Origin of the sequence: Phytobacter sp. V91, from assembly GCF_965644225.1 — a bacterium.
Taxonomy (GTDB): Bacteria; Pseudomonadota; Gammaproteobacteria; order Enterobacterales; family Enterobacteriaceae; genus CBFFRJ01.
In genome coordinates this window covers 40,034-62,014 of sequence record NZ_CBFFRJ010000005.1, presented here as the reverse complement: position 1 = coordinate 62,014, position 21,981 = coordinate 40,034, and the positions used below count along the sequence as shown (strand labels likewise).

General features: G+C 51.2%; 21 protein-coding genes. 5 read left to right on the top strand and 16 right to left on the bottom strand.

Annotated features, from left to right (window positions below; translation table 11 throughout):
* Position 1: 1 nt before the first annotated feature.
* From nuoC to lrhA, 4 genes are all read right to left on the bottom strand, one after another.
* Positions 2-1,804 carry an NADH-quinone oxidoreductase subunit C/D gene (nuoC, locus tag ACSZO4_RS02000; RefSeq protein ID WP_437887164.1) on the bottom strand — a complete coding sequence of 601 codons (1,803 nt, stop codon included), beginning with the start codon at positions 1,802-1,804 and terminating at the stop codon, positions 2-4.
* 89 nt (positions 1,805-1,893) lie between these two features.
* Positions 1,894-2,568 (bottom strand): NADH-quinone oxidoreductase subunit NuoB, encoded by a 675-nt coding sequence (gene nuoB / locus ACSZO4_RS01995; RefSeq protein ID WP_437430714.1) that lies wholly within the window; start codon positions 2,566-2,568, stop codon positions 1,894-1,896.
* Positions 2,569-2,583: 15 nt separating this feature from the next.
* A complete protein-coding gene (gene nuoA / locus ACSZO4_RS01990; RefSeq protein WP_437887163.1) occupies positions 2,584-3,027 on the bottom strand; it encodes an NADH-quinone oxidoreductase subunit NuoA in 444 nt (147 codons plus the stop codon).
* Positions 3,028-3,649: 622 nt separating this feature from the next.
* Positions 3,650-4,588 (bottom strand): transcriptional regulator LrhA, encoded by a 939-nt coding sequence (gene lrhA, locus ACSZO4_RS01985; protein WP_437887162.1) that lies wholly within the window; start codon positions 4,586-4,588, stop codon positions 3,650-3,652.
* A gap of 951 nt (positions 4,589-5,539) precedes the next feature.
* On the opposite strand from lrhA, the gene alaA reads away from it, so the two are divergent.
* Both alaA and yfbR read left to right on the top strand, forming a co-directional pair.
* The gene (gene alaA / locus ACSZO4_RS01980; protein ID WP_437887161.1) at positions 5,540-6,754 is read left to right on the top strand and encodes an alanine transaminase AlaA; all 1,215 of its coding nucleotides are present in this window, start codon (positions 5,540-5,542) and stop codon (positions 6,752-6,754) included.
* Positions 6,755-6,833: 79 nt separating this feature from the next.
* Positions 6,834-7,433, top strand: a complete 600-nt coding sequence (yfbR, locus tag ACSZO4_RS01975; RefSeq protein ID WP_437887160.1) for a 5'-deoxynucleotidase — start codon at positions 6,834-6,836, stop codon at positions 7,431-7,433.
* Between the two features lie 44 nt (positions 7,434-7,477).
* On the opposite strand, the gene ACSZO4_RS01970 is transcribed toward yfbR, so the two are convergent.
* The 4 genes from ACSZO4_RS01970 to yfbV all read right to left on the bottom strand — a co-directional run bounded on the left by ACSZO4_RS01970 (position 7,478) and on the right by yfbV (position 11,098).
* A complete protein-coding gene (locus tag ACSZO4_RS01970) occupies positions 7,478-9,310 on the bottom strand; it encodes an SLC13 family permease (protein WP_437887159.1) in 1,833 nt (610 codons plus the stop codon).
* Positions 9,311-9,385: 75 nt separating this feature from the next.
* Complete coding sequence (locus ACSZO4_RS01965; RefSeq protein WP_437887158.1) at positions 9,386-10,063, bottom strand: sugar phosphatase; 678 nt, start codon at positions 10,061-10,063, stop codon at positions 9,386-9,388.
* Positions 10,056-10,550, bottom strand: coding sequence for a YfbU family protein (locus ACSZO4_RS01960; protein WP_437887157.1), 495 nt, complete (start codon positions 10,548-10,550; stop codon positions 10,056-10,058). The genes ACSZO4_RS01965 and ACSZO4_RS01960 overlap by 8 nt, the downstream gene beginning before the upstream one ends.
* Before the next feature lie 92 nt (positions 10,551-10,642).
* Positions 10,643-11,098: a terminus macrodomain insulation protein YfbV gene (gene yfbV, locus ACSZO4_RS01955; RefSeq protein ID WP_437887156.1), complete on the bottom strand. Its 456-nt coding sequence runs from the start codon at positions 11,096-11,098 to the stop codon at positions 10,643-10,645.
* Positions 11,099-11,434: 336 nt separating this feature from the next.
* Between yfbV and ackA the strand changes: the two genes are divergently transcribed.
* Both ackA and pta read left to right on the top strand, forming a co-directional pair.
* Entirely contained in the window at positions 11,435-12,637 is a 1,203-nt protein-coding gene (gene ackA / locus ACSZO4_RS01950; RefSeq protein ID WP_437887155.1) for an acetate kinase, read from the top strand.
* 75 nt (positions 12,638-12,712) lie between these two features.
* A complete protein-coding gene (gene pta, locus ACSZO4_RS01945; protein ID WP_437887154.1) occupies positions 12,713-14,854 on the top strand; it encodes a phosphate acetyltransferase in 2,142 nt (713 codons plus the stop codon).
* Positions 14,855-14,911: 57 nt separating this feature from the next.
* Here pta and ACSZO4_RS01940 read toward each other — a convergent pair whose 3' ends face one another.
* The 5 genes from ACSZO4_RS01940 to ACSZO4_RS01920 form a co-directional block, all read right to left on the bottom strand.
* Positions 14,912-15,865 carry a transketolase family protein gene (locus ACSZO4_RS01940; RefSeq protein WP_437887153.1) on the bottom strand — a complete coding sequence of 318 codons (954 nt, stop codon included), beginning with the start codon at positions 15,863-15,865 and terminating at the stop codon, positions 14,912-14,914.
* A complete protein-coding gene (locus ACSZO4_RS01935; RefSeq protein WP_437887152.1) occupies positions 15,858-16,691 on the bottom strand; it encodes a transketolase in 834 nt (277 codons plus the stop codon). The genes ACSZO4_RS01940 and ACSZO4_RS01935 overlap by 8 nt, the downstream gene beginning before the upstream one ends.
* Complete coding sequence (locus ACSZO4_RS01930; protein WP_437887151.1) at positions 16,691-18,079, bottom strand: PTS ascorbate transporter subunit IIC; 1,389 nt, start codon at positions 18,077-18,079, stop codon at positions 16,691-16,693. Before ACSZO4_RS01930 ends, ACSZO4_RS01935 begins: the two co-directional genes overlap by 1 nt.
* A gap of 22 nt (positions 18,080-18,101) precedes the next feature.
* Positions 18,102-18,374, bottom strand: coding sequence for a PTS sugar transporter subunit IIB (locus ACSZO4_RS01925; protein ID WP_437887150.1), 273 nt, complete (start codon positions 18,372-18,374; stop codon positions 18,102-18,104).
* Between the two features lie 79 nt (positions 18,375-18,453).
* On the bottom strand, positions 18,454-18,897 hold the full coding sequence (locus ACSZO4_RS01920; protein ID WP_437887149.1) for a PTS sugar transporter subunit IIA: 444 nt from the start codon (positions 18,895-18,897) through the stop codon (positions 18,454-18,456).
* Between the two features lie 245 nt (positions 18,898-19,142).
* Here ACSZO4_RS01920 and ACSZO4_RS01915 point away from each other — a divergent pair, with 245 nt between their 5' ends.
* Positions 19,143-20,162 (top strand): LacI family DNA-binding transcriptional regulator, encoded by a 1,020-nt coding sequence (locus ACSZO4_RS01915; protein WP_437887148.1) that lies wholly within the window; start codon positions 19,143-19,145, stop codon positions 20,160-20,162.
* A 2-nt stretch (positions 20,163-20,164) separates the two neighbouring features.
* Here ACSZO4_RS01915 and yfcD read toward each other — a convergent pair whose 3' ends face one another.
* From yfcD to yfcF, 3 genes are read right to left on the bottom strand one after another with little or no spacing between them, the layout of a single operon-like run.
* The gene (gene yfcD / locus ACSZO4_RS01910; protein WP_437887147.1) at positions 20,165-20,719 is read right to left on the bottom strand and encodes an NUDIX hydrolase YfcD; all 555 of its coding nucleotides are present in this window, start codon (positions 20,717-20,719) and stop codon (positions 20,165-20,167) included.
* A 53-nt stretch (positions 20,720-20,772) separates the two neighbouring features.
* Entirely contained in the window at positions 20,773-21,324 is a 552-nt protein-coding gene (gene yfcE / locus ACSZO4_RS01905) for a phosphodiesterase (RefSeq protein WP_437887146.1), read from the bottom strand.
* Between the two features lie 11 nt (positions 21,325-21,335).
* Entirely contained in the window at positions 21,336-21,980 is a 645-nt protein-coding gene (gene yfcF, locus ACSZO4_RS01900; RefSeq protein WP_437887145.1) for a glutathione transferase, read from the bottom strand.
* Position 21,981 lies beyond the last annotated feature (1 nt).

Genomic DNA, 21,981 nt, shown 5'->3' with positions numbered 1-21,981 from the left:
ATTAGCGGTCCACATCTGACATAACAAAATCGATACTACCCAGATAGACGATAAGGTCTGACACCAGGCTGCCACGGATCGCCGCCGGGATCTGCTGCAAATGCGCATAGCTCGGGGTACGAATACGGGTGCGGTAGCTCATGGTGCTGCCGTCGCTGGTCAGGTAGTAACTGTTGATCCCCTTCGTCGCTTCAATCATCTGGAAGGATTCGTTGGCTGGCATCACCGGCCCCCACGAAACTTGCAGGAAGTGAGTGATCAGGGTCTCGATATGTTGCAGCGTGCGCTCTTTCGGCGGCGGCGTCGTCAGCGGGTGATCCGCTTTGAACGGGCCTTCCGGCATATTCTTGAGGCACTGTTCGAGGATGCGCAGACTCTGGCGCAACTCTTCCACTTTCAGCATCACGCGGGTGTAGCAGTCAGAAATCCCGCCGCCCACCGGCACTTCAAAGTCGAAGTTCTCATAGCCAGAGTATGGACGCGCCTTACGCACGTCGAAGTCGATCCCGGTAGCGCGCAGGCCAGCACCGGTGGTGCCCCACTCCAGCGCTTCTTTGGCGTTATACGCCGCCACACCCTGAGAACGACTTTTCAGAATGGTGTTACGCAGCGCCGCTTTCTCGTAAGAGGCCAGACGTTTCGGCATCCAGTCGAGGAACTCGCGCAGCAGACGATCCCAACCGCGTGGCAGGTCGTGCGCCACGCCGCCAATACGGAACCAGGCCGGGTGCATACGGAAACCGGTGATCGCTTCCACCAGATCGTAGATTTTCTGTCGGTCGGTAAAGGCGAAGAACACCGGGGTCATTGCCCCTACGTCCTGAATAAAGGTGGAGATATACAGCAGGTGACTGTTGATGCGGAACAGCTCGGAGAGCATCACGCGGATTACGTTAACGCGATCCGGCGTGGTAATACCCGCCAGTTTTTCTACCGCCAGCACGTAAGGCATTTCATTCACGCAACCGCCGAGGTATTCGATACGGTCGGTATAGGGAATGTAGCTGTGCCAGGACTGACGTTCGCCCATCTTCTCAGCGCCACGGTGGTGGTAACCGATATCCGGAACACAATCGACAATCTCTTCACCATCAAGCTGGAGGACAATACGGAATGCACCGTGCGCAGACGGGTGGTTTGGACCAAGGTTGAGGAACATAAAGTCCTCGTTGTTGGTGCCACGCTTCATGCCCCAGTCTTCCGGCTTAAAGGTCAGCGCTTCCATTTCCAGATCCTGTTTGGCTTTGGTCAGCTCAAACGGATCGAACTCGGTGGCGCGCGCCGGATAGTCTTTACGCAGCGGATGGCCGGTCCAGGTATGCGGCATCATGATGCGCGTCAGGTGTGGATGGCCTTCAATATCGATACCAAACATTTCCCAGGTTTCACGCTCATACCAGTTGGCGTTGGGGAAAAGTTTGGTGAATGTCGGTACACGCAGGTCGTTTTCAGACAAGGCCACCTTGAGCATGATATCGCGATTGCGTTCAATGGAAATCAGGTGGTAGAAAACAGAGAAGTCCGCGGCAGGTAAACCCGCGCGGTGCGTGCGAAGACGTTCGTCCATGCCGTGTAAATCAAACAGCATGACGTAAGGTTTTGGCAGCTTCTTAAGGAAATCGCCAACTTCCAGTAACTGTTCGCGCTTCACCCAAACAACCGGCACCCCGGTGCGGGTCGCCTGAACGGTAAAGGCATCCGGCCCAAAACGGTTGCGCAGCTCGCCAATGACCGGATCATCAAGGTGATCCCGGGTCTGCCATGTGGCTTCTTGCGCGGTTAAGTCAGTCATATTGTTCACCATTGCAAAATTTCCGTGGTGACTGTCAGGTATGGCTTCGCGTTAGTTGATTATTAAAATGCGAATTTTTATGCCATAACCGCAGGCGCAAATTAAATCTCGTCAGGCGTACGCAGATTGGTGACTGCAATACGCTCACCGCGTTTGCGGTCGCGTTCCGACTGCATATTGGCGCGGTATACACCCTGATCGCCAACCACCCACGACAGCGGGCGACGTTCTTTACCAATAGATTCCTGCAACAGCATCAGCGCCTGCATATAGGCTTCCGGACGCGGTGGGCAGCCGGGGATATAAACATCCACCGGAATAAATTTATCGACGCCCTGCACCACGGAGTAAATGTCATACATTCCGCCGGAGTTAGCGCATGCGCCCATCGAGATAACCCATTTAGGCTCCAGCATCTGGTCATACAAACGCTGAATAACCGGGGCCATCTTGGTAAAGCAGGTTCCCGCCACAACCATCAAATCGGCCTGACGCGGAGAAGCACGCAGTACTTCGGCGCCAAAACGGGCCACGTCATGCACGGCGGTAAAGGAGGTCACCATCTCGACATAACAGCAGGACAGGCCGAAGTTGTATGGCCAGATTGAGTTTTTACGGCCCCAGTTGACCATATCGTGCAGGGCATTCTCGAGCTTGCCCATATAGACACTTTTGTTAACTTCTTGCTCCAGGGGGTCGGTTACGATCTCCTGTTTTTGCAGGGGGTAACGGTCGTTCTCACCGTTGGGATCTATGCGGGTGAGCGTATAATCCATCTTATTGCCTCGCGGTTAGCGTTGACGATTAGTGTAGCTGCTGGTTTCAGGATTGATCTGTTCGCGGCGTGAACGCGAAGGCGTCCAGTCCAGCGCACCGATTCGCACCAGATAAAAAAGACCGGCCAGTAACACTAAAATGAAAATTGCGGCTTCGACAAAACCGACCCAACCACTCTCGCGAATGGAGGTTGACCATGCGTATAAATAGAGTGCTTCCACGTCGAAGATGACGAAGAACATGGCCACCAGATAGAACTTGGCAGAGAGGCGCAGGCGTGCGGTGCCCACCGAATCGATACCGGATTCGAAAGGAACGTTCTTGTGTCTTGCGCGCGCGCGACCGCCCAGATACCAGCCACCGATTAACATCAGGCAGCACAGGCCAATAGCGACAATAAGAAAGACAGCGAATGCCCAATGATGAGCGATGATTTCAGTGGATGTTGACATACGCATTGCTTAGCTCAAAAGGTAGCGCTGAATGCTCTGCTCTTCTCGGCAGATGGCGCTACATCGATTCATGGGAGGAATAAAACCACACGTTAAGTAAGAATTTGACTAAGTCAGTCAAACGATGTGGGTTTTTACTCCTTTCTATAACCTTTTGTCAACTTTAACAAAAGTTTCCTCACATTAGTTTACATCGGCAGCAATCCATTAACATTTAATGCCGTTTTTTGCTTCAACCTCAATGAAGTCCATGAACTTTTTCGGTGTTGAATCGTGTCCGTTGTGAGGTTTTACAAAAATTACCCTCTTATTTTGACAGGATTTTGCAAGGATTCCTCCCCCTCTGTGGGAGTATTTTCTTGATCTGAGACACGCTTTTGTTAATTCAACTCTAAAAACGGCAACAAAACGGCTAGATTTTTAACATGGAGCAGCATCACTAAAAACTATAGAACATGCGGAGAGCTTGCGGAGGAATTGAGGTTAACTAATTGATTTAATGAATAAATTTACGATAAAGATCAATTTCTGACTGCAATTTGTGCAAAAAATGAACCGATGACAGCAATTTGATTGCCAGCGGTTCATTTTTACACTTACATTTTGTTACCAGTTTTTGGCATCCTTGTTACCCAAAATCCCCCTCGACGACTAAAGAGTCGCCACCCCCATCGGTAGCGCTGGTACCGTATTGCCACGGATTCTGGTAGTGCTCCATCGCCTGAAAAATAACCTGCGCCAGTTCATTCTGACTCTGGGGATTGAAGCAGAGCAAATATTCCGTTTCAGGAAGCAGCGGCAATCCATCGGTTTTCCCCAGCACGCGCAGATCAGGACTCATCATCTCAACTGGCCGTGCGGTAATGCCCAGACCTGCTTTTACCGCCGCTTTTACTGCCGACAGTGTAGAAGCCACATAAGCTATCCGCCAGGGAATATCGGCTGCATTGAGCTCATTGATGATCATGTCGCGGAAAGGACTGGGTTCATCAAGCAAGACCAGAGGCACAGCCTCCCCTCTCTGGAGCACAAACTCCGTTGAACAGTACCAGTGGGTGGGTGACGTTCTCAGTTTCAGGCAATCGTAATGCTCTGGCCGATTGGTGGTGACAATCAGTGAGACATCATCATCCTGCAACCTGTCGCCGGCAAAAGGATTCCGTTTCACGCGGACATCCAGTGCCAGTTTTGGATAAACAGAACTAATGCGATTGAGCAGGAATGGCAAAATGGTATCTGCCGATTCATCAGAAGCACCAATCGTTAGCACGCCCTGCAGATTACTAAACATTAGCGAAGTACATGCTTCATCATTGAAGCGTAAAATCTTTCTGGCGTAGCCCAGTAACTGAATACCGTGTTCGGTGAGTAGCTTATTACGGCCATGACGGGCAAAAAGCTCTTTTCCGACCAACTGTTCCAGTCGCTGCATTTGCTGACTGACCGCAGACTGGGTGCGACAAACTGCGGCAGCCGCCGCAGCGAACGTATTCAAATCAGCGACCGCAACGAAGGTTCTCAGCAGATCGAGGTCGAGATTCAGTATCGGACGATTTGCATTTATCATAAATTTTCACTTACGGGTTCCTCACTCGGAGTTACCCGGGTTTATGCTGTGCGCGTAAGATTTAAGCAATTCCCTTTTAAAAGTGCATCCAGCAGAGTTATAGCCCAGGTCAATCTGACTGAAAGTTCTGGTGTTTATAGTTCGCCGTTTGGCCCACGACGAACGCAACGTCTTTATTTTGCATACTCCCTTTCCTTTCGAATATATATACCATACGAATACTTGTTAATCCTTTTAAGGAAAAAGCATTTTTTTGCAACATTATCAGCCGTAGATGACAGACCTGTCATATACAGCCAATACATATGGCTAACCGGGAGTCAAAACAAGTAATAACCGACAACTAATATATAGAAATAGTCCACAAAGCAAGCGAGGGCTCTCCTGGCACACCATTTCCGAAAGGCATTTTAACCTAAAACTATTATATTTATAAGCACTATTGCGATTAATCTGATGCATAAAAATTTATCTCGCGAGCTATTTAATCTTATTAATATTAGAGTTAGTCATCGTTACCATTCGCAATATTAAATATACATAAAAGTTGAATAGCGCTATCGATTAATAATACTTAACAATGGTTTTACAGATTAGTCGTTTACCATTGATGATTGCTTTGATTTTGCAATCCACTCTCATTCAGCTTTACCTCTCCAGCCACCTGCTGCCTTTTCGCCAGGCGCCTGTCCGCACTAAACAGCCATCTTTTTTTAGCATAAAATTCGCAACAAAATTAAGATGGCGAATCTAATCACTAACTTATAGTGTTTTAACCTGAAAACATAGAGATTTAAGCAATAAAATCAGTTGAAAAGACGCTAAATACAATGTGGTTAAGGCAAAATCTTCTCCTGTCCACCCTTCAAAACCCGCCGTCGTGGGAGTACATTATTCGGTGCTGACTTCCATGGCAGGGAGTGGCATTCACAGCTAAAAGGTCCAAAGTTCATGTCCTCCATCGAAAAATCCAGCAAGTTAGATAATGTCTGTTATGACATCCGTGGGCCGGTTCTTAAAGAGGCGAAACGCCTTGAAGAAGAAGGCAACAAAGTTCTTAAACTAAACATCGGTAACCCGGCGCCTTTCGGCTTTGACGCGCCGGATGAGATTCTGGTCGATGTGATCCGCAACTTGCCGACATCGCAGGGCTACTGTGACTCAAAAGGATTGTATTCCGCGCGCAAAGCCATCATGCAGCATTATCAGGCGCGTGGCATGCGGGACGTTACCGTTGAGGATATCTACATCGGCAACGGCGTGTCTGAGCTGATCGTGCAATCAATGCAGGCTTTGTTAAACAGCGGCGACGAAATGTTAGTTCCGGCGCCTGATTATCCACTGTGGACAGCTGCCGTATCGCTGTCGAGCGGCAAAGCCGTGCACTACCTGTGTGACGAATCCGCAGGCTGGTTCCCGGATCTCGACGACATTCGCGCCAAAATAACGCCGCGCACCCGTGGAATCGTCATCATCAACCCGAACAACCCCACCGGTGCGGTTTACTCGAAAGAGTTGTTGATGGAGATTGTTGAGATTGCCCGCCAGCATAATCTCATCATTTTCGCCGACGAAATTTATGACAAAATCCTTTACGATGCGTCGGAACACCACTCCATTGCCGCTCTGGCGCCGGATCTGTTCACCATCACCTTTAACGGGCTGTCTAAAACCTACCGTGTGGCAGGCTTCCGTCAGGGCTGGATGGTTCTGAACGGACCGAAAAAGCATGCAAAAGGTTATATCGAAGGTCTGGAGATGCTGGCCTCCATGCGTCTGTGCGCCAACGTACCGGCTCAGCACGCGATCCAGACGGCGATCGGCGGCTATCAGAGCATCAGTGAATTTATTGTGCCGGGCGGACGCCTTTATGAGCAGCGTAACCGCGCATGGGAATTGCTTAACGAAATCCCCGGCGTTTCCTGTGTGAAACCTCAGGGCGCGCTGTATATGTTCCCGAAAATTGATGCCAAACGTTTTAATATTTTTGATGACCAGAAGATGGTTCTCGATTTTCTGCTCCAGGAAAAAGTCCTGCTGGTTCAGGGAACGGCCTTCAACTGGCCATGGCCGGATCACGTACGTATTGTGACCCTGCCGCGTGTTGACGATCTGGAAATGGCCATCACTCGATTTGGTCGATTCCTGTCCGGTTACCACCAGTAATAGTGTCGGGGGAAGATTTGCATCTTCCCCCGACTCTGCGCACAATGACCTACCGTCGCAGTCACAGACAAGGTCATTTATGAGTCAGAGCCATTTCTTCGCGCATTTATCCCGTCTCAAACTTATCAATCGCTGGCCCCTGATGCGTAACGTCCGTACCGAAAACGTCTCAGAGCATAGTCTTCAGGTCGCCATGGTCGCTCACGCCCTGGCCGCCATTAAAAATCGTAAATTCGACGGTAAACTTAATGCAGAGCGTATTGCCCTGCTGGCGATGTACCATGATGCCTCAGAAGTGCTTACCGGGGATTTACCCACGCCGGTCAAATATTTCAATACCCAGATTGCCCAGGAATACAAAGCGATAGAAAAAATTGCTCAGCAGAAACTGGTGGAAATGGTGCCGGAGGAATTACGCGATATATTCTCTCCGCTTATCGATGAACATAATTACACTGCTGATGAAAAATTGATCGTTAAACAGGCGGATGCCCTTTGCGCTTATCTAAAGTGCCTGGAAGAATTATCCGCCGGAAATAATGAATTTCGTCTGGCGAAGTCGCGTCTGGAAAAGACACTCGAAGCCCGACGCAGCCCGGAAATGGACTATTTTATGCAGGTGTTTGTACCGAGCTTCCATTTGTCGCTCGATGAAATAAGCCAGGATTCTCCCCTGTAGATATTTTCATTCCCCCGGTAAAGGGTTACTTACCGGGGATGTTTTTAGAATGGGAACAGCACCGGGATCAGCAACACGCAGACCACCATCACCAGTAAGGTGAAAGGCACGCCGATTTTCACAAAGTCGCTGAACTGATAGTTTCCGGGCCCCAGCACCAGCGTGTTGACCGGAGATGACACGGGCGTCATAAATGCCGCTGAAGCAGCCATCGCCACGACCATAGCGAAAGGATAAGGCGACACCGCCATGGATTTAGCCGTTGCCAGCGCAATGGGAGCCATTAATACCGCAGTGGCGGTGTTCGAAATAAACAGGCCGATGGTTGAACACATCGCAAACAGACAGATCAACATCATATACGGCCCATATTGCCCACCAAATTCGAGTAATCCTTTCACCACCAGATCAACGCCACCGGTTTTCTGTAACGCCAGCGCAAAGGGCATCATTCCGACAATCAAAATAATGCTCGGCCAGTGAATTGCCTTGTAGGCGCTCTCAGCGTCAATACAACGAAACTTGCCCATCAACAAACAGGCGACAATGGCAGCGACAGGATTGGGGATCTCATCGGTCAGCATCAGCGCCACCATCAACACCAGACAAAAAACCGCATGCGGCGCCTGAGAGTGCGCCGGAGAGACCGCACTCTCCTCCACGGGCATGTTCAGTACCAGAAAATCACGCCCGGACTGACTTAACTGACCGATCAGTTTCCAGTTACCCACCACCAGAATAATATCGCCCAGTTGCAGTGGCTCATCCACCACCACCCCGGACATCGCCACCCCATCACGTTTAAAGCCCACCACATTGACGCCGTAGCGGCTACGAAAACCAATTTCACGTACCGTTTTGCCGAGCATTTCCGATTCCGGCATCGGCGACACTTCAGCCATCCCCACATCCAGCGCCTGATCGGAAAAATACTCACCGCGCAGAACCATCGGCTCGAGAAGTTGTTCGGCGCAGAACTGGCGAAGATCGACATCCGCCGCCGACATATCAATTAACAGCACATCCCGGGCGCGAAATTCCGACACCCCATTGACGTTGACAATAACCCGGCGAAATCGTCGCCAGCGCTCAAGACCAATCACGTTAGCACCGTAGCGCTCACGCAGTTGCAGATCGTCCAGTCGTTGGCCGATCAATGGCGAGCCAGGGCGGATCGCCAGCCGACGCGCCCGCCCGGTAAGGTGATACTCTTTGATCAAATCGCGAAAAGTACGACGCTTCCAGCTATCACGCTGGTGTTCCTGCTTCTCGCCTTTCAGCATAAAACGCATGAGTAGCATATAGATGATGCCCATCAGCAGGATAACCAGCCCCAGCGGCGTCACACTAAAAAAGCTAAACCCGCTCAGGCCTTCGCGCAGCAGTTCGCTGTTAATCACCATATTCGGCGGCGTTGCCACCAGAGTCATCATGCCGCTGATAAGCCCGGCAAAACTGAGCGGCATCATCAGACGTGACGGAGAGATCTGCATCCGCATCGAGACGCTAAGCACGACCGGAATAAAGATAGCGACCACCCCGGTAGAGCTCATAAAGGCCCCCAGACCCGCGACGGTTAACATCAGCAGGACTAACATTTTGACTTCGCTGCTGCCCGCCATTTTCACCAGCCAGGCCCCCAGACTGGTCGCCACCCCCGTACGTACCAGGCCCTCGCCAATAATAAACAGTGCGCCAATCAGGATGACGTTAGGATCGCTAAAACCTGACAAGGCTTCCGTCATCGTCAGAGTTCCGCTGAGAATAAATGCGACGATCACCAGCAACGCCACTGCGTCCATGCGTACTTTACCCGTCGCAAAAAGCACAACGGCTACCATCAACAGACACAGAACCCAGATAAGCTCACCGTTCACACCATTTCCTTATATTTTATGTGGTAATGGATCATGCCATAAAAAAGCCCCGTCAATGCAGGGCTAAATCATGTGTCAGTCTTTTTGGGTCACAACGACCAGACCATCGTCTCGCTTGACCACGGTGACCTCGTCCAGCCTGTTGAGTAGCAAATCCACCTCAGCAAGACGAGGTGAATCGGCAGGGACATTAACAGCAATGACGTGGCAATGCGCCGCAAGACCAGAAAGCACACCCGCAGCGGCATCTTCCACCACCACACAATCCTGCGGCGCGAGGCCAAGCAGTTTTGCGCCAAGCAGATAAGGATCGGGTTCCGGCTTTCCGCGCTTCACCTGTTCGGCGGTGACAAACACTTCCGGCATCGGCAACCCACCCGCCCGGTGACGAGCATGGGCGACGGGTATGGAGCCTGAGGTGACAATGGCCCACGGGATCTGCAACGCGTTGAGATGGTTGAGCAACGCCACCGCCCCCGGTAACGCCGCCACGCCGTCGGTATCCCTGGCTTCAATCTCTTCCAGACGGCTGAACTCCGCCATGATCTCCGCTTCAGGTTTACCGGCCATAAAATGGCGTAGCGAGGTTATCGCCTGTTTGCCATGAATAAAATCAAGTACCTCCTGATGGGCAATACCAAAACGATCGGCCCATGCGCACCAGGCGCGTTCAACAACCGGCAGGGAGTTGACTAAGGTGCCATCAAGGTCAAATAGAAATCCTTTGCACTGCACTCGACGCTCCTTACGCATTAATAATCTGATTAATCTCGTTGGTGCTCAGATGATACTGGCGCGGACAGGAGTGCCAGACATTCAGCATGCGCTGATATTTTTCCCACATTGGGGTCTGAGCATTGAAGCCGTGCGTCCCGGCATCAAAGTGGGCGTAGCGTCCTTCAATGTTGACCATAAAGCGAACGTAGCCCAGATAGCGCGCTTCGGTAGCGGCATCAAAGCCTAAGAAGGTCACGCGACGCTCATCAACCGTTTGTGCATCTTTCAGATTCGCCCAGGAGACATGCAACGCGTGGTACATTTCCATGATGTCGATAACCGTGCGACAGGTTTCTTCTTTCAGCTCACCGAACTCTCTGTCCAGCTCTCGCATTTGCAGACCATAGCCACGCTCAATAATTGTCTGCAAGCGACGATAACGTTCCGCATTGGCGGGATCCATCATTGTCATCATTTTGTACTGATTAGATAAAATCAGTCGTTGGGCATTGGTCATTTCCATCTTACAACTCCTGTAGCGCTTTGCAGGTTAAAAAAAAGACACGGTAACTGAACGTTACTGTGCCTTGTTTTATTCACTGTTTCGATGATCAATCACAAATCATCAAGGAAAGTTTTATCCAGTTGTTTAAAGGCGCGCTTAAGCGTGTCAGCTAACGCCTGATAATCCGGCTTACCTTCGAGCGGAGAGAGCGCCTGCCCTGCTTCCTGTAATTTCTCTCTCACGTCATAAAACCATGAGAGTATCGATGGCGGTAAAGGGGTGACCGAACGCTTACCTAACCACCACAATCCCTGCATCGGCAGGCTGAGGGCGAAGAGTGCCGTGGCAATGGCCGGCCCCAGTTGACCGCCAAGGGCGATTTGCCAGCACAGGGTGAACACGGCGACCGGTGGCATAAAACGGTTGGCATAGCGGGTTGCACGAATAACGCGGCTTTCAACAAACATTGGCGCGAGGCGTTTATCCATAGGCCAGGTCTTCGCATAATGCTGACCCCGGCTAAACAATCCAAAAAAACTTACGGGCCGATTTTCTGAAGTGGACATGGCTTTACCTCAACTTCACATATAAAATTTAAAAAAATTGTGCAAAACAACAACTATCTATGACAACGTTAAAATTTTTTGTCAATTGGACATCGTATCAGGTATCCTGTGCCAGCCTTATTGGGCCGTAGACAAGATCCGGTCGATCGTCAAACTGGATGCCCATTATGCCACTGTCTGTAAATTGAGCAAAATGGCATAAGATCTTAAGTATTCTTTCATCATGCCAGAAAATGTTTCCGGCATGATGTTAATCATAAATGTCAGCGTCATCATGCGCTACGCTGAGAGACTCACTGACGTTTTTTTAGCCACGTATCATAAATAGGTACTTCCATGTCGAGTAAGTTAGTACTGGTTCTGAACTGCGGTAGCTCCTCACTGAAATTCGCCATCATCGATGCAGCCAACGGTGAAGAGTTCCTTTCTGGTTTAGCCGAATGTTTCAATCTTCCTGAAGCGCGTATCAAATGGAAAATTGACGGTGGTAAACAAGAAGCGGCTTTAGGTGCAGGTGCCGCTCACAGCGAAGCGCTGAACTTTATCGTTAACATTATTCTGGCACAAAAACCAGAACTGTCCGCACAACTCACCGCGATCGGTCACCGTATCGTTCACGGCGGCGAAAAATACACCAGTTCTGTGGTTATTGATGACTCTGTTATCCAGGGCATTAAGGATGCAGCATCTTTCGCACCGCTGCATAACCCGGCACACCTGATCGGCATCGCTGAAGCGCTGAAATCTTTCCCTAACCTGAAAGATAAAAACGTTGCTGTGTTCGATACCGCTTTCCACACCACCATGCCGGAAGAATCTTACCTGTATGCTCTGCCGTACAAACTGTACAAAGAGCATGGCGTCCGCCGTTATGGCGCGCACGGCACCAGCCACTTCTATGTGACTCAGGAAGCCGCTAAGGTTCTGAACAAACCGGTTGAAGAACTGAACATCATCACCTGCCACCTGGGCAACGGTGGTTCCGTTTCTGCAATCCGTAACGGCCAATGTGTTGATACCTCCATGGGTCTGACCCCGCTGGAAGGTCTGGTAATGGGCACCCGTTCCGGTGACATCGACCCGGCAATCATTTTCCATCTGCATGACACTCTGGGCATGAGCATTGATGCTATCAACAAAATGCTGACCAAAGAGTCCGGTCTGCTGGGTCTGACCGAAGTCACCAGCGACTGCCGTTATGTTGAAGATAACTACAAAGATAAAGAAGACGCTAAACGTGCAATGGACGTTTACTGCCACCGTCTGGCGAAATACATCGGTTCTTACACTGCACTGATGGATGGTCGTCTGGACGCCGTTGTCTTTACCGGTGGTATCGGTGAAAACGCTGCAATGGTCCGTGAACTCTCCCTGGGCCGTCTGGGCGTGCTGGGCTTCGAAGTTGATCACGAACGTAACCTGGCTGCCCGTTTCGGCAACTCCGGTTTCATCAACAAAGAAGGCACCCGCCCTGCTGTCGTTATCCCGACTAACGAAGAGCTGGTCATCGCGCAAGACGCGAGCCGTCTGACTGCCTGATTACACACCGCCAGCTTAGCTGGCGGTGCTGTTTTGTAACCCGTCAAAAATGACGGCAAACGAAGAGGATTAACCGTGTCCCGTATTATCATGCTGATCCCTACCGGAACCAGCGTCGGCCTGACCAGCGTCAGCCTGGGCGTTATCCGTGCTATGGAACGCAAAGGCGTTCGTCTGAGCGTCTTTAAACCTATCGCCCAGCCACGTGCTGGCGGCGATGCGCCAGACCAGACCACCACCATCGTACGCACCAACTCCGGCCTGCCTGCGGCAGAGCCGTTGAAGATGAGCTACGTTGAGTCTCTGCTGTCCAGCAACCAGAAAGACGTGCTGATGGAAGAAATCGTCGCACGCTACCATGAGAACAGCAAAGACGCTGAAGTGGTACTGGTTGAAGGTCTGGTCCCGACGCGTAAACATCAGTTTGCTCAGTCGCTGAACTTTGAGATCGCCAAAACCCTGAACGCGGAAATCGTGTTTGTAATGTCTCAGGGCACCGATACTCAGGAGCAGTTGAAAGAGCGTATCGAACTGACGCGTAGCAGCTTCGGCGGCGCGAAAAACACCAACATCACCGGCGTTATCGTTAACAAACTGAACGCACCTGTTGACGATCAGGGTCGTACTCGCCCTGACCTGTCCGAAATCTTTGATGACTCTTCCAAAGCGAAAATCATCAAAGTGGATGCAGAAAAACTGGTTGCCTCCAGCCCGCTGCCGATCCTGGGCGTTGTTCCCTGGAGCTTCGACCTGATTGCTACCCGTGCAATCGACATGGCGCGTCACCTGAACGCGACCATCGTTAACGAAGGCGAAATCAATACCCGCCGCGTGAAGTCCGTGACCTTCTGTGCACGCAGCATTCCGCACATGCTGGAACACTTCCGCGCAGGTTCTCTGCTGGTTACCTCAGCAGACCGTCCTGACGTTCTGGTTGCTGCCTGCCTGGCCGCAATGAACGGCGTAGAAATCGGCGCAGTTCTGCTGACCGGCGCCTACGAAATGGACCCGCGTGTCGCCAAACTGTGTGAGCGTGCGTTCGCTACCGGTCTGCCGGTATTTATGGTAGACACCAACACCTGGCAGACCTCTCTGAGCCTGCAAAGCTTCAACCTGGAAGTGCCGGTTGATGACCATGCGCGTATCGAGAAAGTTCAGGAATACGTGGCAAGCTACATCAATGCTGACTGGATTGATTCTCTGACTGCAACCTCTGAGCGTAGCCGTCGTCTGTCTCCTCCAGCCTTCCGTTATCAGCTGACTGAGCTGGCGCGTAAAGCCGGCAAACGCGTTGTTCTGCCGGAAGGCGACGAACCGCGTACCGTTAAAGCAGCAGCTATCTGTGCTGAACGCGGCATCGCCACTTGCGTACTGTTAGGTAACCCGGAAGAGATCAACCGCGTTGCCGCAGCACAGGGCGTTGAACTGGGTACTGGCATCGAAATCGTTGACCCGGAAGTGGTACGTGAAAGCTACGTTGCCCGTCTGGTCGAACTGCGTAAGAGCAAGGGTATGACCGAAGCGGTTGCCCGTGAGCAACTGGAAGACAACGTGGTTCTCGGCACCCTGATGCTGGAACAAGACGAAGTTGACGGTCTGGTCTCCGGTGCAGTTCACACCACCGCGAACACCATTCGTCCGCCGCTGCAATTGATCAAAACCGCACCGGGCAGCTCCCTTGTTTCCTCCGTGTTCTTCATGCTGCTGCCGGAACAGGTTTATGTTTACGGTGACTGCGCGATCAACCCGGATCCGACCGCTGAACAACTGGCTGAAATCGCGATTCAGTCTGCTGATTCCGCAATTGCCTTCGGTATTGAGCCGCGCGTGGCAATGCTTTCCTACTCTACCGGTAACTCTGGTGCAGGTAGCGACGTAGAGAAAGTGCGTGAAGCGACTCGTCTGGCACAGGAAAAACGTCCTGACCTGATGATCGACGGTCCGTTGCAGTATGATGCGGCGGTAATGGCTGACGTAGCGAAATCTAAAGCGCCGAACTCACCGGTTGCAGGTCGCGCTACCGTGTTCATCTTCCCGGATCTGAACACCGGTAACACCACTTACAAAGCGGTACAGCGTTCTGCCGACCTGATCTCCATCGGGCCGATGCTGCAAGGCATGCGTAAACCGGTTAACGACTTGTCCCGTGGCGCACTGGTTGACGATATCGTCTACACCATTGCTCTGACGGCGATTCAGTCTTCCCAGCAGCAGTAATCTTACGCTGCGACAAAAAGGCGACCTCGTGGTCGCCTTTTTTATTACTCCCCCATCCTAAAACAGCTCTCGTGCAGCCGCCACAATGTCCTGCGCGGTCAGTCCATACTCTTGCTGTAAAAAGTCCTGAGTCCCCACCTGCCCATAGCGCTCTTTCACCCCAACACGCCGCATCGGGACGGGGCAGTTTTCAACTACAACTTCCGCAACAGCCGACCCCAGACCGTTATGGATACTGTGATTTTCGCAGGTCACTATCCTGCCGGTTTTTTCGGCATAATTTTTGATCAACATACGATCGATAGGTTTCAGCGTGAACATATCGATCACTGCCGCACTTATCCCTTCGTCTTCAAGGATCCGCGCTGCCGCCAACGCCTCTGCAACCATAATGCCGTTAGCAATAAGTGTAATGTCCGTTCCTTCACGCACGACATTCCCTTTACCGATAGTGAATCGCGAACCGGCCCCATAAACCGTCAGGGCCTGTTTGCGGATAGTTCGTACCCAGTAAAAACCCTTCAGATGAGCAAGCTGATGTAAAATATCCTCAAACATCACCGCATCAGTCACTTCCATAACCACCGAATTCGCCAGTCCACGCACGATGCCCATATCTTCAAACGACATATGGGTTCCACCGTTGTGGCACGCGGTGACGCCAGCATCAGAAGCAATAATCTTCACGTTGTTACGCTGATAATCGACAGACATAAACAGTTGATCAAAACAGCGCCGACTGGCAAATGCGCTGAAGGTATGCACAAATGGCGTGCGTCCCGTCAGTGCCAGCCCCGCCGCAGTACCGATAACATTGGCCTCCATAATTCCGCAATTTATTACCTGCTGAGGATATTTTTGCTGCACGACATCCATCGCCATTGAACTCATCAGATCGGCTTCGAGGGCAATAATCTCCCTACCCGCCTCAATCTGTTGTGTGACAAAACCTGCGTAAACTTTACGCATTTCAACACTGTCTTTCCCACCTTCAGGAGCAATGTTAATCATGCCCGGCCTCCAGTTGCTTAATCGCTTTCTCCATTGCCTGTTGCATGTCACCTGTCAGCCGCAGGTGGTGTGTATTATCCAGGCCTTCAAGCCAGGGCACACCCTGCCCTTTAATGCTGTCAAGAATCACAACCCGTGGCCTCGCATCCGCTGGTGGTGCCGGCTGCACGGCATCAAGCAATGCCGCAATATCATCCCCTTTCACGGTAGTTACATCGAAGCCAAAGGCGCGGAATTTTTCCTCCAGATTGAAGGCGCAAATAATATCGTCAAGCTTGCCGTCCAGTTGCTGCTTATTCCAGTCAATAAACACCGTCAGATTGTTAAGTCGGTGGTGTGCAATAAACTGAAGGGCTTCCCAACATTGACCTTCGTTCAACTCACCATCGCCGACGATACAAAACACACGGTTTGCTCGCTCATCCAGCTTATGGCTCAGCGCCATGCCCGCAGCAATGGAGATCCCTTGCCCCAGCGAACCGGTCGTCGCATCCACTCCCGGCGTCTTTAGCCTGTCCGGATGACTGGGCAACCGCGTGCCATTTTCATTGAGGGTTAGCAACTCTTCTAAGGGAAAATAGCCCTTCAGCGCCAGCGTACTGTAAAGAGCAGGCCCGGCATGGCCTTTCGACAGGACGAAATAATCTCGCTCCGGCCAGTCGGGACTGGCGGGATCCAGACGCATCACTTCGCCATACAATACAGCCAGGGTTTCGACAACGGACATACTGCCACCATAATGCCCGAACCCCAGATGCGTCAGTGACTTAAGCGTTGCAACGCGGATCTCTCGTGCAAACTGCCGTAATTCATCAACATGTTTCATTACTTTGCCCCCGAGCCTTCCTCTGTACCTTTAGCGGCTGATTTACCCTGCGCTATCAGGTTCCACACCACCAGCAATGCAAAGATTGCCACCACCACACCCGTAATCGCCATTGGCGACAGATACCGCGCCAGGTTGCCAAGAACAATGCCGACAAAACCAAAATCCGCATCCGAGAATGTGGTATTGGCGAAGCCGAGAGCCCCGAGAACAGGCAGGAGCAGGACAGGTAAAAATGTAATCAGCACTCCATTGGCAAATGCGCCGAGAATAGCCCCGCGACGGCCTCCGGTAGCGTTACCAAATACACCAGCCGTGGCCCCTGTAAAGAAGTGAGGTACGACACCTGGCAGGATCAACACCAGACTCATCTGGCCGAGCATAAACAAGCCAACCAGGCCGCCGAGAAAACTGAATAAAAAGCCGATAAGTACCGCATTGGGCGCGTAGGGATAGACAACCGGACAATCCAGCGCTGGACGGGCATTTGGCACCAGTTTTTCAGAGAAACCGGTAAAGGCAGGGACAATTTCCGCCAGAATAAGTCGCACGCCTTGCAGAATAATAAATACACCGGCAGCAAAGGTGATTGCCATTATGATGGCGTACACCAAATAATTCTGCCCGCCGCTGAACTGGTCTTGCACATATTCTCGACCGGCGCACACTGCCATAATCAAATAAATAATCATCATGGTCAGTGAAATTGAGATAGAACTGTCCCGCAGGAAGCTCAGATTTTTCGGCAAATTCATCTCTTCCGTCGATCGTGAACCTTTTCCGCAGTGACTACCGATCCACCCGGACAGAACATATCCCAGGGTACCAAAATGACCAAATGCGATATCATCATTACCGGTAATACGTTGCATATAGCGCTGGGCAATAGCAGGAAAAAATGCCATTACGAGACCAAGAATCAATGAACCGGTAAAAACAAGACTAATACCATCAAATCCCGAAACTGTTAAAATCACGCCAATCATGCACGCCATATAAAAGGTGTGATGCCCGGTCAGGAAGATATATTTCAGGCGAGTAAAGCGGGCAACAATAATGTTCGCCACCATCCCAAATGCCATTATCAATGCAGTAGAGGCACCATACTTTTCCAGCGCAATAGAGACGACAGCTTCATTATTTGGAATAATTCCTTGAATATTAAATGCGTGTTCAAACATACCCCCTAAAGGATTCAACGACCCAACCAGTACCGTTGCCCCACCACCAAGCACAATAAATCCAAGTATTGTTTTAACTGTTCCTTTGACTACATCCGAAAAGGGTTTCCTTTGAGCCACCAGGCCAATTAAGGCAATCAGGCCCACCAGCACCGAAGGAACTTTAAGTATATCAACGACAAAGTTCAGCGTTTCAAGGATAAACATATCCACCTCGCCTGATATGAAGTTAACGGTTGGCAAAGAAAGCGCTTATTTTCGCTTCCAGTTCATTGATATCGATAATATTACTAAGAACAACTAACTGACTTTCCGGAACGCTGGCACTGGCGGCAATATCTTTCGCCATCACAAAAACATCTGCCGCACCAGGGGTCGCGTTTGAAAGATCTGAATGCTCCACTTCAGCATCAATATTTAATTTCTTCAGAACTTTTCTGATGTTCATTTCCACCATAAAACTGCTGCCCAAACCGGACCCGCAAATTGCCATAATTTTCATTATTGTTCCCTTTTTATGTAAAGTACGTATCGCACGATGCCCTGAAGCATAATGTCGACAGATGAAAGAAATGATGAAATCAGAACTTCATAATTATATTTTTAATCTCCTCCACGCTGTCTGAGCAATGTAACTTATGCAAATCGTCATCACTGGAAAATAACTCAGAAAGGGCAGCAATCATCTCCAGATGGCTATGTTTATCAGGTGCCGCAAGCATAATAATAAGATCGACCGGGTCGAATTCCTCCGTATTGAAAATGACTCCTCGACGTAATTTCAGCAATGAAAGTCCCAGGCCTTTGGCCCCATCCTCCGGGCGTGCATGTGGCATTGCCAGTCCTGGCGCAATCACATAGTAAGGCCCCAGTCTTTGCTGCTGCGAAATGATTGCCGACACATATTCGGGGGTGATCACTCCACTATCCAGCAATGGTCTGGCGCAAATTTCCAGCGCACGTCTCCAGTCTTCCAGGCTGTCTTGTATCTGTAGCGTTTCATCATGAAGCCACTGAGTGAGCATCTCATTCTCCGTTTGTCAGGGATAAGATGAGCAGACTTTAAGCAAGGTAACCAGGGTTAACTGTGATTAAATCCACAAAGATAGCGCTATCAACGTGAAGGATCATAAAATGTGATAGCGCTATCAGATCTAACAGAGCAGGCGAATTCTCCTCAACAATGCTGTTATCCGGCGTATACTGCTTAACTAAACATCATGATAATCACTAAAAATCCTCTGAGATCATTGGCTTCGCAGGAATCAGAATGTCTATTACCCGAAAACGGCGCAGTACAGGAAAAGTGACTCTGGTGGATGTCGCCCAGCTTGCTGGCGTTGGCACAATGACCGTTTCCCGGGCGTTAAGAACACCGGAACAAGTCTCTGACAAGTTACGCGAGAAAATTGAAGCAGCGGTTCGCGAACTTGGCTATATGCCCAACATGGCGGCAAGCTCACTGGCATCAGCCTCTTCACATACCATCGCCATGGTTGTGCCGGGCCTTGCGGAATCGGGCTGTTCAGAAATGTTTGCCGGACTGCAATCTGTCCTGCAACCTGCGGGTTACCAGATAATGCTGGCGGAGTCTCAGCATCGGTTAGAACAGGAAGAAAATCTGATCGAAACGCTGCTGACCTCTAACCTTGCTGCCGCCATTCTGCTGAGCGTGGAACACAGCGACAACGTCAGACACTGGCTCAGAAACGCAGCCATCCCGGTCATGGAAATTGGGGCGGTGCGGGCCGATCCTATTGATATGAATATTGGCATCGACAACGTTGCCGCTATGTTTGAACTGACGCAAACGCTGATCCTGCGGGGCTATCAGAATATCGGTTTATTGTGTGCCAACCAGGAACAGTGGATTTTTCAGCAGCATTTACAGGGCTGGTACAAGGCTATGCTGCGCCATCATATGTCGCCCAATCGCGTGATTAACGCAGCAGCGCCGCCCGTATTTTCCACCGGTACTGCGCAGTTGCCGGAATTTCTGCTGGCGTGGCCGGAACTGGATGCTCTGGTCTGTGTCTCGGACGAACTCGCCTGTGGCGCATTGTATGAATGCCAGCGTCGACGGATTAAAGTGCCCGAAGACCTGGCGATCGTTGGCTTTGGCGATAGCGACGTCAGTCGGGTATGCCAGCCGCCGCTGACCACCATTGCTGTACCGCATCGCAAAATTGGGGTCGAGGCAGGACGCGCGCTGCTGGCGCGTCTTAATGATGAGAACTGGCAGAATAAGACGCCGGTCACGGCAACGCTCTGCCTGCGCAACAGCTGTTAACGTTACTCGGCGTCTTCCGGCTTCTCTTGTCTGGAGGCATCATTACTGGCGTTACGGCTCATCCACAGCGCCAGCGCTTTTAAAGAGTCAGACGTAAACTCATCGCAGCGCGCAGTAATCTCTTCCGGCGTCATCCACCAGACTTCGCTTACCTCTTCTTCCTGAAGCGCGAAAGGTCCATGGGAAACGCAGCTGAATAATCCCCCCCAGACCCGGCAATGTTCATCTTCGTAATAGAAGACGCCATGTTCAGCAAAAGGAACGCCGGCAATGCCGAGCTCTTCTTCAGCTTCACGGCGTGCGGAGTCGAGCAAAATTTCATCGGCCTGAACCACACCGCCTGCGGTGCAGTCCAGCATGCCCGGCATAAAATCTTTGGTTTCAGTGCGACGTTGAACCAGGATCTTACCCATGCCATCGTGCACCACGATGTAGGTCGCACGATGACGCAGGCACTGCGCACGCATTTGCTGGCGGGTAGCCTGGGCAATGACTTCATTATCCTCGCTAACAATATCCACCCACTCGGTGTCTGCTAAATGATTCTGTTCCACCATCAGGAATGTCTCTTCATGGCGCTCTGTTGGCGCGTTTTTAGTTGAACGGTAAGTTACGGATTAATCGCCACCTGTGCAATAACCCGATTATCATTGAGTGCCTTTATGCTCAGTATTCCCGCATCCAGCAGGCCGTAGCTGGCGTCATTACCACCTTTAGGAATGCTTACTGAGCCTGGGTTGAAGTGGAAAATATCACCCCGTTTTTCGGCGACCGGCAAATGAGTATGACCATAGACCAGCACATCACCCGTCGCCAGTGCGGGGAGATTATCAGGGCCAAACAGATGACCGTGAGTCAAAAAGAGTCGCTGTGAAGGCAGTAAAACCTGTTGCCAGGGAGCAGTGATGGGGAAGTGCAACAGCATCTGATCCACTTCACTGTCGCAGTTGCCGCGTACCGCAATAATACGCGACGCCTGCTCATTCAGACGCTCAGCAACCTGCGCGGGAGCATACCCTTCCGGCAACGCATTACGCGGGCCGTGATAAAGCACGTCGCCAAGGATCACCAGCCACTGGGCACCGCTCCCGGCAAACAACTCCAGCACGCGCTCGGTGGCGGGGAGTGAGCCATGGATGTCCGATGCGAACATCAATTTCATTGTCATACCTCTTAATTTGCGCGTTTGGCACTGAGCGCGACATAGCGCTGCACCGATGAGCGCTGCCACTGGAAGGCGGCATAATTCGCCAGCAGTTCCGGCACCTCATCCCCGTGCATCACCAGACGATTAAGCATTAGCGCGAGATCGGCATCGGCAATACACCATTCGCCAAACAGATTCGGTTTGCCATGCGCAAGCAGCCCACCTGCGAGGGCAAAGAGTTTGGCGGCAGCGTCGCTTCCTGCGGCCGTCAATGGCGCTTTTTTAGCCCCCGCAAAAATCACATCCGTTCCCCGCTCTTCGCGAATGGGCATTAAATCGCTGCGGATCCAGGCCTGGATTTGGCGGGCGCGGGCGCGCTTTTGCAGGTCATGAGGATAAATACGCTCATATTCAGGTGGGGCAAAACGCTCTTCCAGATATTCGGTTATCGCTGAAGATTCACTCAGTTCGAAACCGTCGATTTCCAGCACCGGCACACGGCGTGTCAGGTTATAACCTCGCCAGTTATTTTGATTATTTTCCCCTTTGTCGAGATCGACAGTTTTAAGGGAAAAAGGGAGCCCCTTTTCATGCAGAGCAATGTAAACCGCCATGACATAAGGGGAGAAAAAATCCGAATCTGACCATAAGGTTATTGCCGGTTCGCTCATG

Bases quoted from the DNA above. Each gene is read 5' to 3' on its own strand.
- nuoC (WP_437887164.1), bottom strand. From the start codon at position 1,804: ATGGTGAACAATATGACTGACTTAACCGCGCAAGAAGCCACATGGCAG.
- nuoB (WP_437430714.1), bottom strand. From the start codon at position 2,568: ATGGATTATACGCTCACCCGCATAGATCCCAACGGTGAGAACGACCGT.
- nuoA (WP_437887163.1), bottom strand. From the start codon at position 3,027: ATGCGTATGTCAACATCCACTGAAATCATCGCTCATCATTGGGCATTC.
- lrhA (WP_437887162.1), bottom strand. From the start codon at position 4,588: ATGATAAATGCAAATCGTCCGATACTGAATCTCGACCTCGATCTGCTG.
- alaA (WP_437887161.1), top strand. From the start codon at position 5,540: ATGTCCTCCATCGAAAAATCCAGCAAGTTAGATAATGTCTGTTATGAC.
- yfbR (WP_437887160.1), top strand. From the start codon at position 6,834: ATGAGTCAGAGCCATTTCTTCGCGCATTTATCCCGTCTCAAACTTATC.
- ACSZO4_RS01965 (WP_437887158.1), bottom strand. From the start codon at position 10,063: ATGCGTAAGGAGCGTCGAGTGCAGTGCAAAGGATTTCTATTTGACCTT.
- ACSZO4_RS01960 (WP_437887157.1), bottom strand. From the start codon at position 10,550: ATGGAAATGACCAATGCCCAACGACTGATTTTATCTAATCAGTACAAA.
- yfbV (WP_437887156.1), bottom strand. From the start codon at position 11,098: ATGTCCACTTCAGAAAATCGGCCCGTAAGTTTTTTTGGATTGTTTAGC.
- ackA (WP_437887155.1), top strand. From the start codon at position 11,435: ATGTCGAGTAAGTTAGTACTGGTTCTGAACTGCGGTAGCTCCTCACTG.
- ACSZO4_RS01940 (WP_437887153.1), bottom strand. From the start codon at position 15,865: ATGATTAACATTGCTCCTGAAGGTGGGAAAGACAGTGTTGAAATGCGT.
- ACSZO4_RS01935 (WP_437887152.1), bottom strand. From the start codon at position 16,691: ATGAAACATGTTGATGAATTACGGCAGTTTGCACGAGAGATCCGCGTT.
- ACSZO4_RS01930 (WP_437887151.1), bottom strand. From the start codon at position 18,079: ATGTTTATCCTTGAAACGCTGAACTTTGTCGTTGATATACTTAAAGTT.
- ACSZO4_RS01925 (WP_437887150.1), bottom strand. From the start codon at position 18,374: ATGAAAATTATGGCAATTTGCGGGTCCGGTTTGGGCAGCAGTTTTATG.
- ACSZO4_RS01920 (WP_437887149.1), bottom strand. From the start codon at position 18,897: ATGCTCACTCAGTGGCTTCATGATGAAACGCTACAGATACAAGACAGC.
- ACSZO4_RS01915 (WP_437887148.1), top strand. From the start codon at position 19,143: ATGTCTATTACCCGAAAACGGCGCAGTACAGGAAAAGTGACTCTGGTG.
- yfcD (WP_437887147.1), bottom strand. From the start codon at position 20,719: ATGGTGGAACAGAATCATTTAGCAGACACCGAGTGGGTGGATATTGTT.
- yfcE (WP_437887146.1), bottom strand. From the start codon at position 21,324: ATGAAATTGATGTTCGCATCGGACATCCATGGCTCACTCCCCGCCACC.
- yfcF (WP_437887145.1), bottom strand. From the start codon at position 21,980: ATGAGCGAACCGGCAATAACCTTATGGTCAGATTCGGATTTTTTCTCC.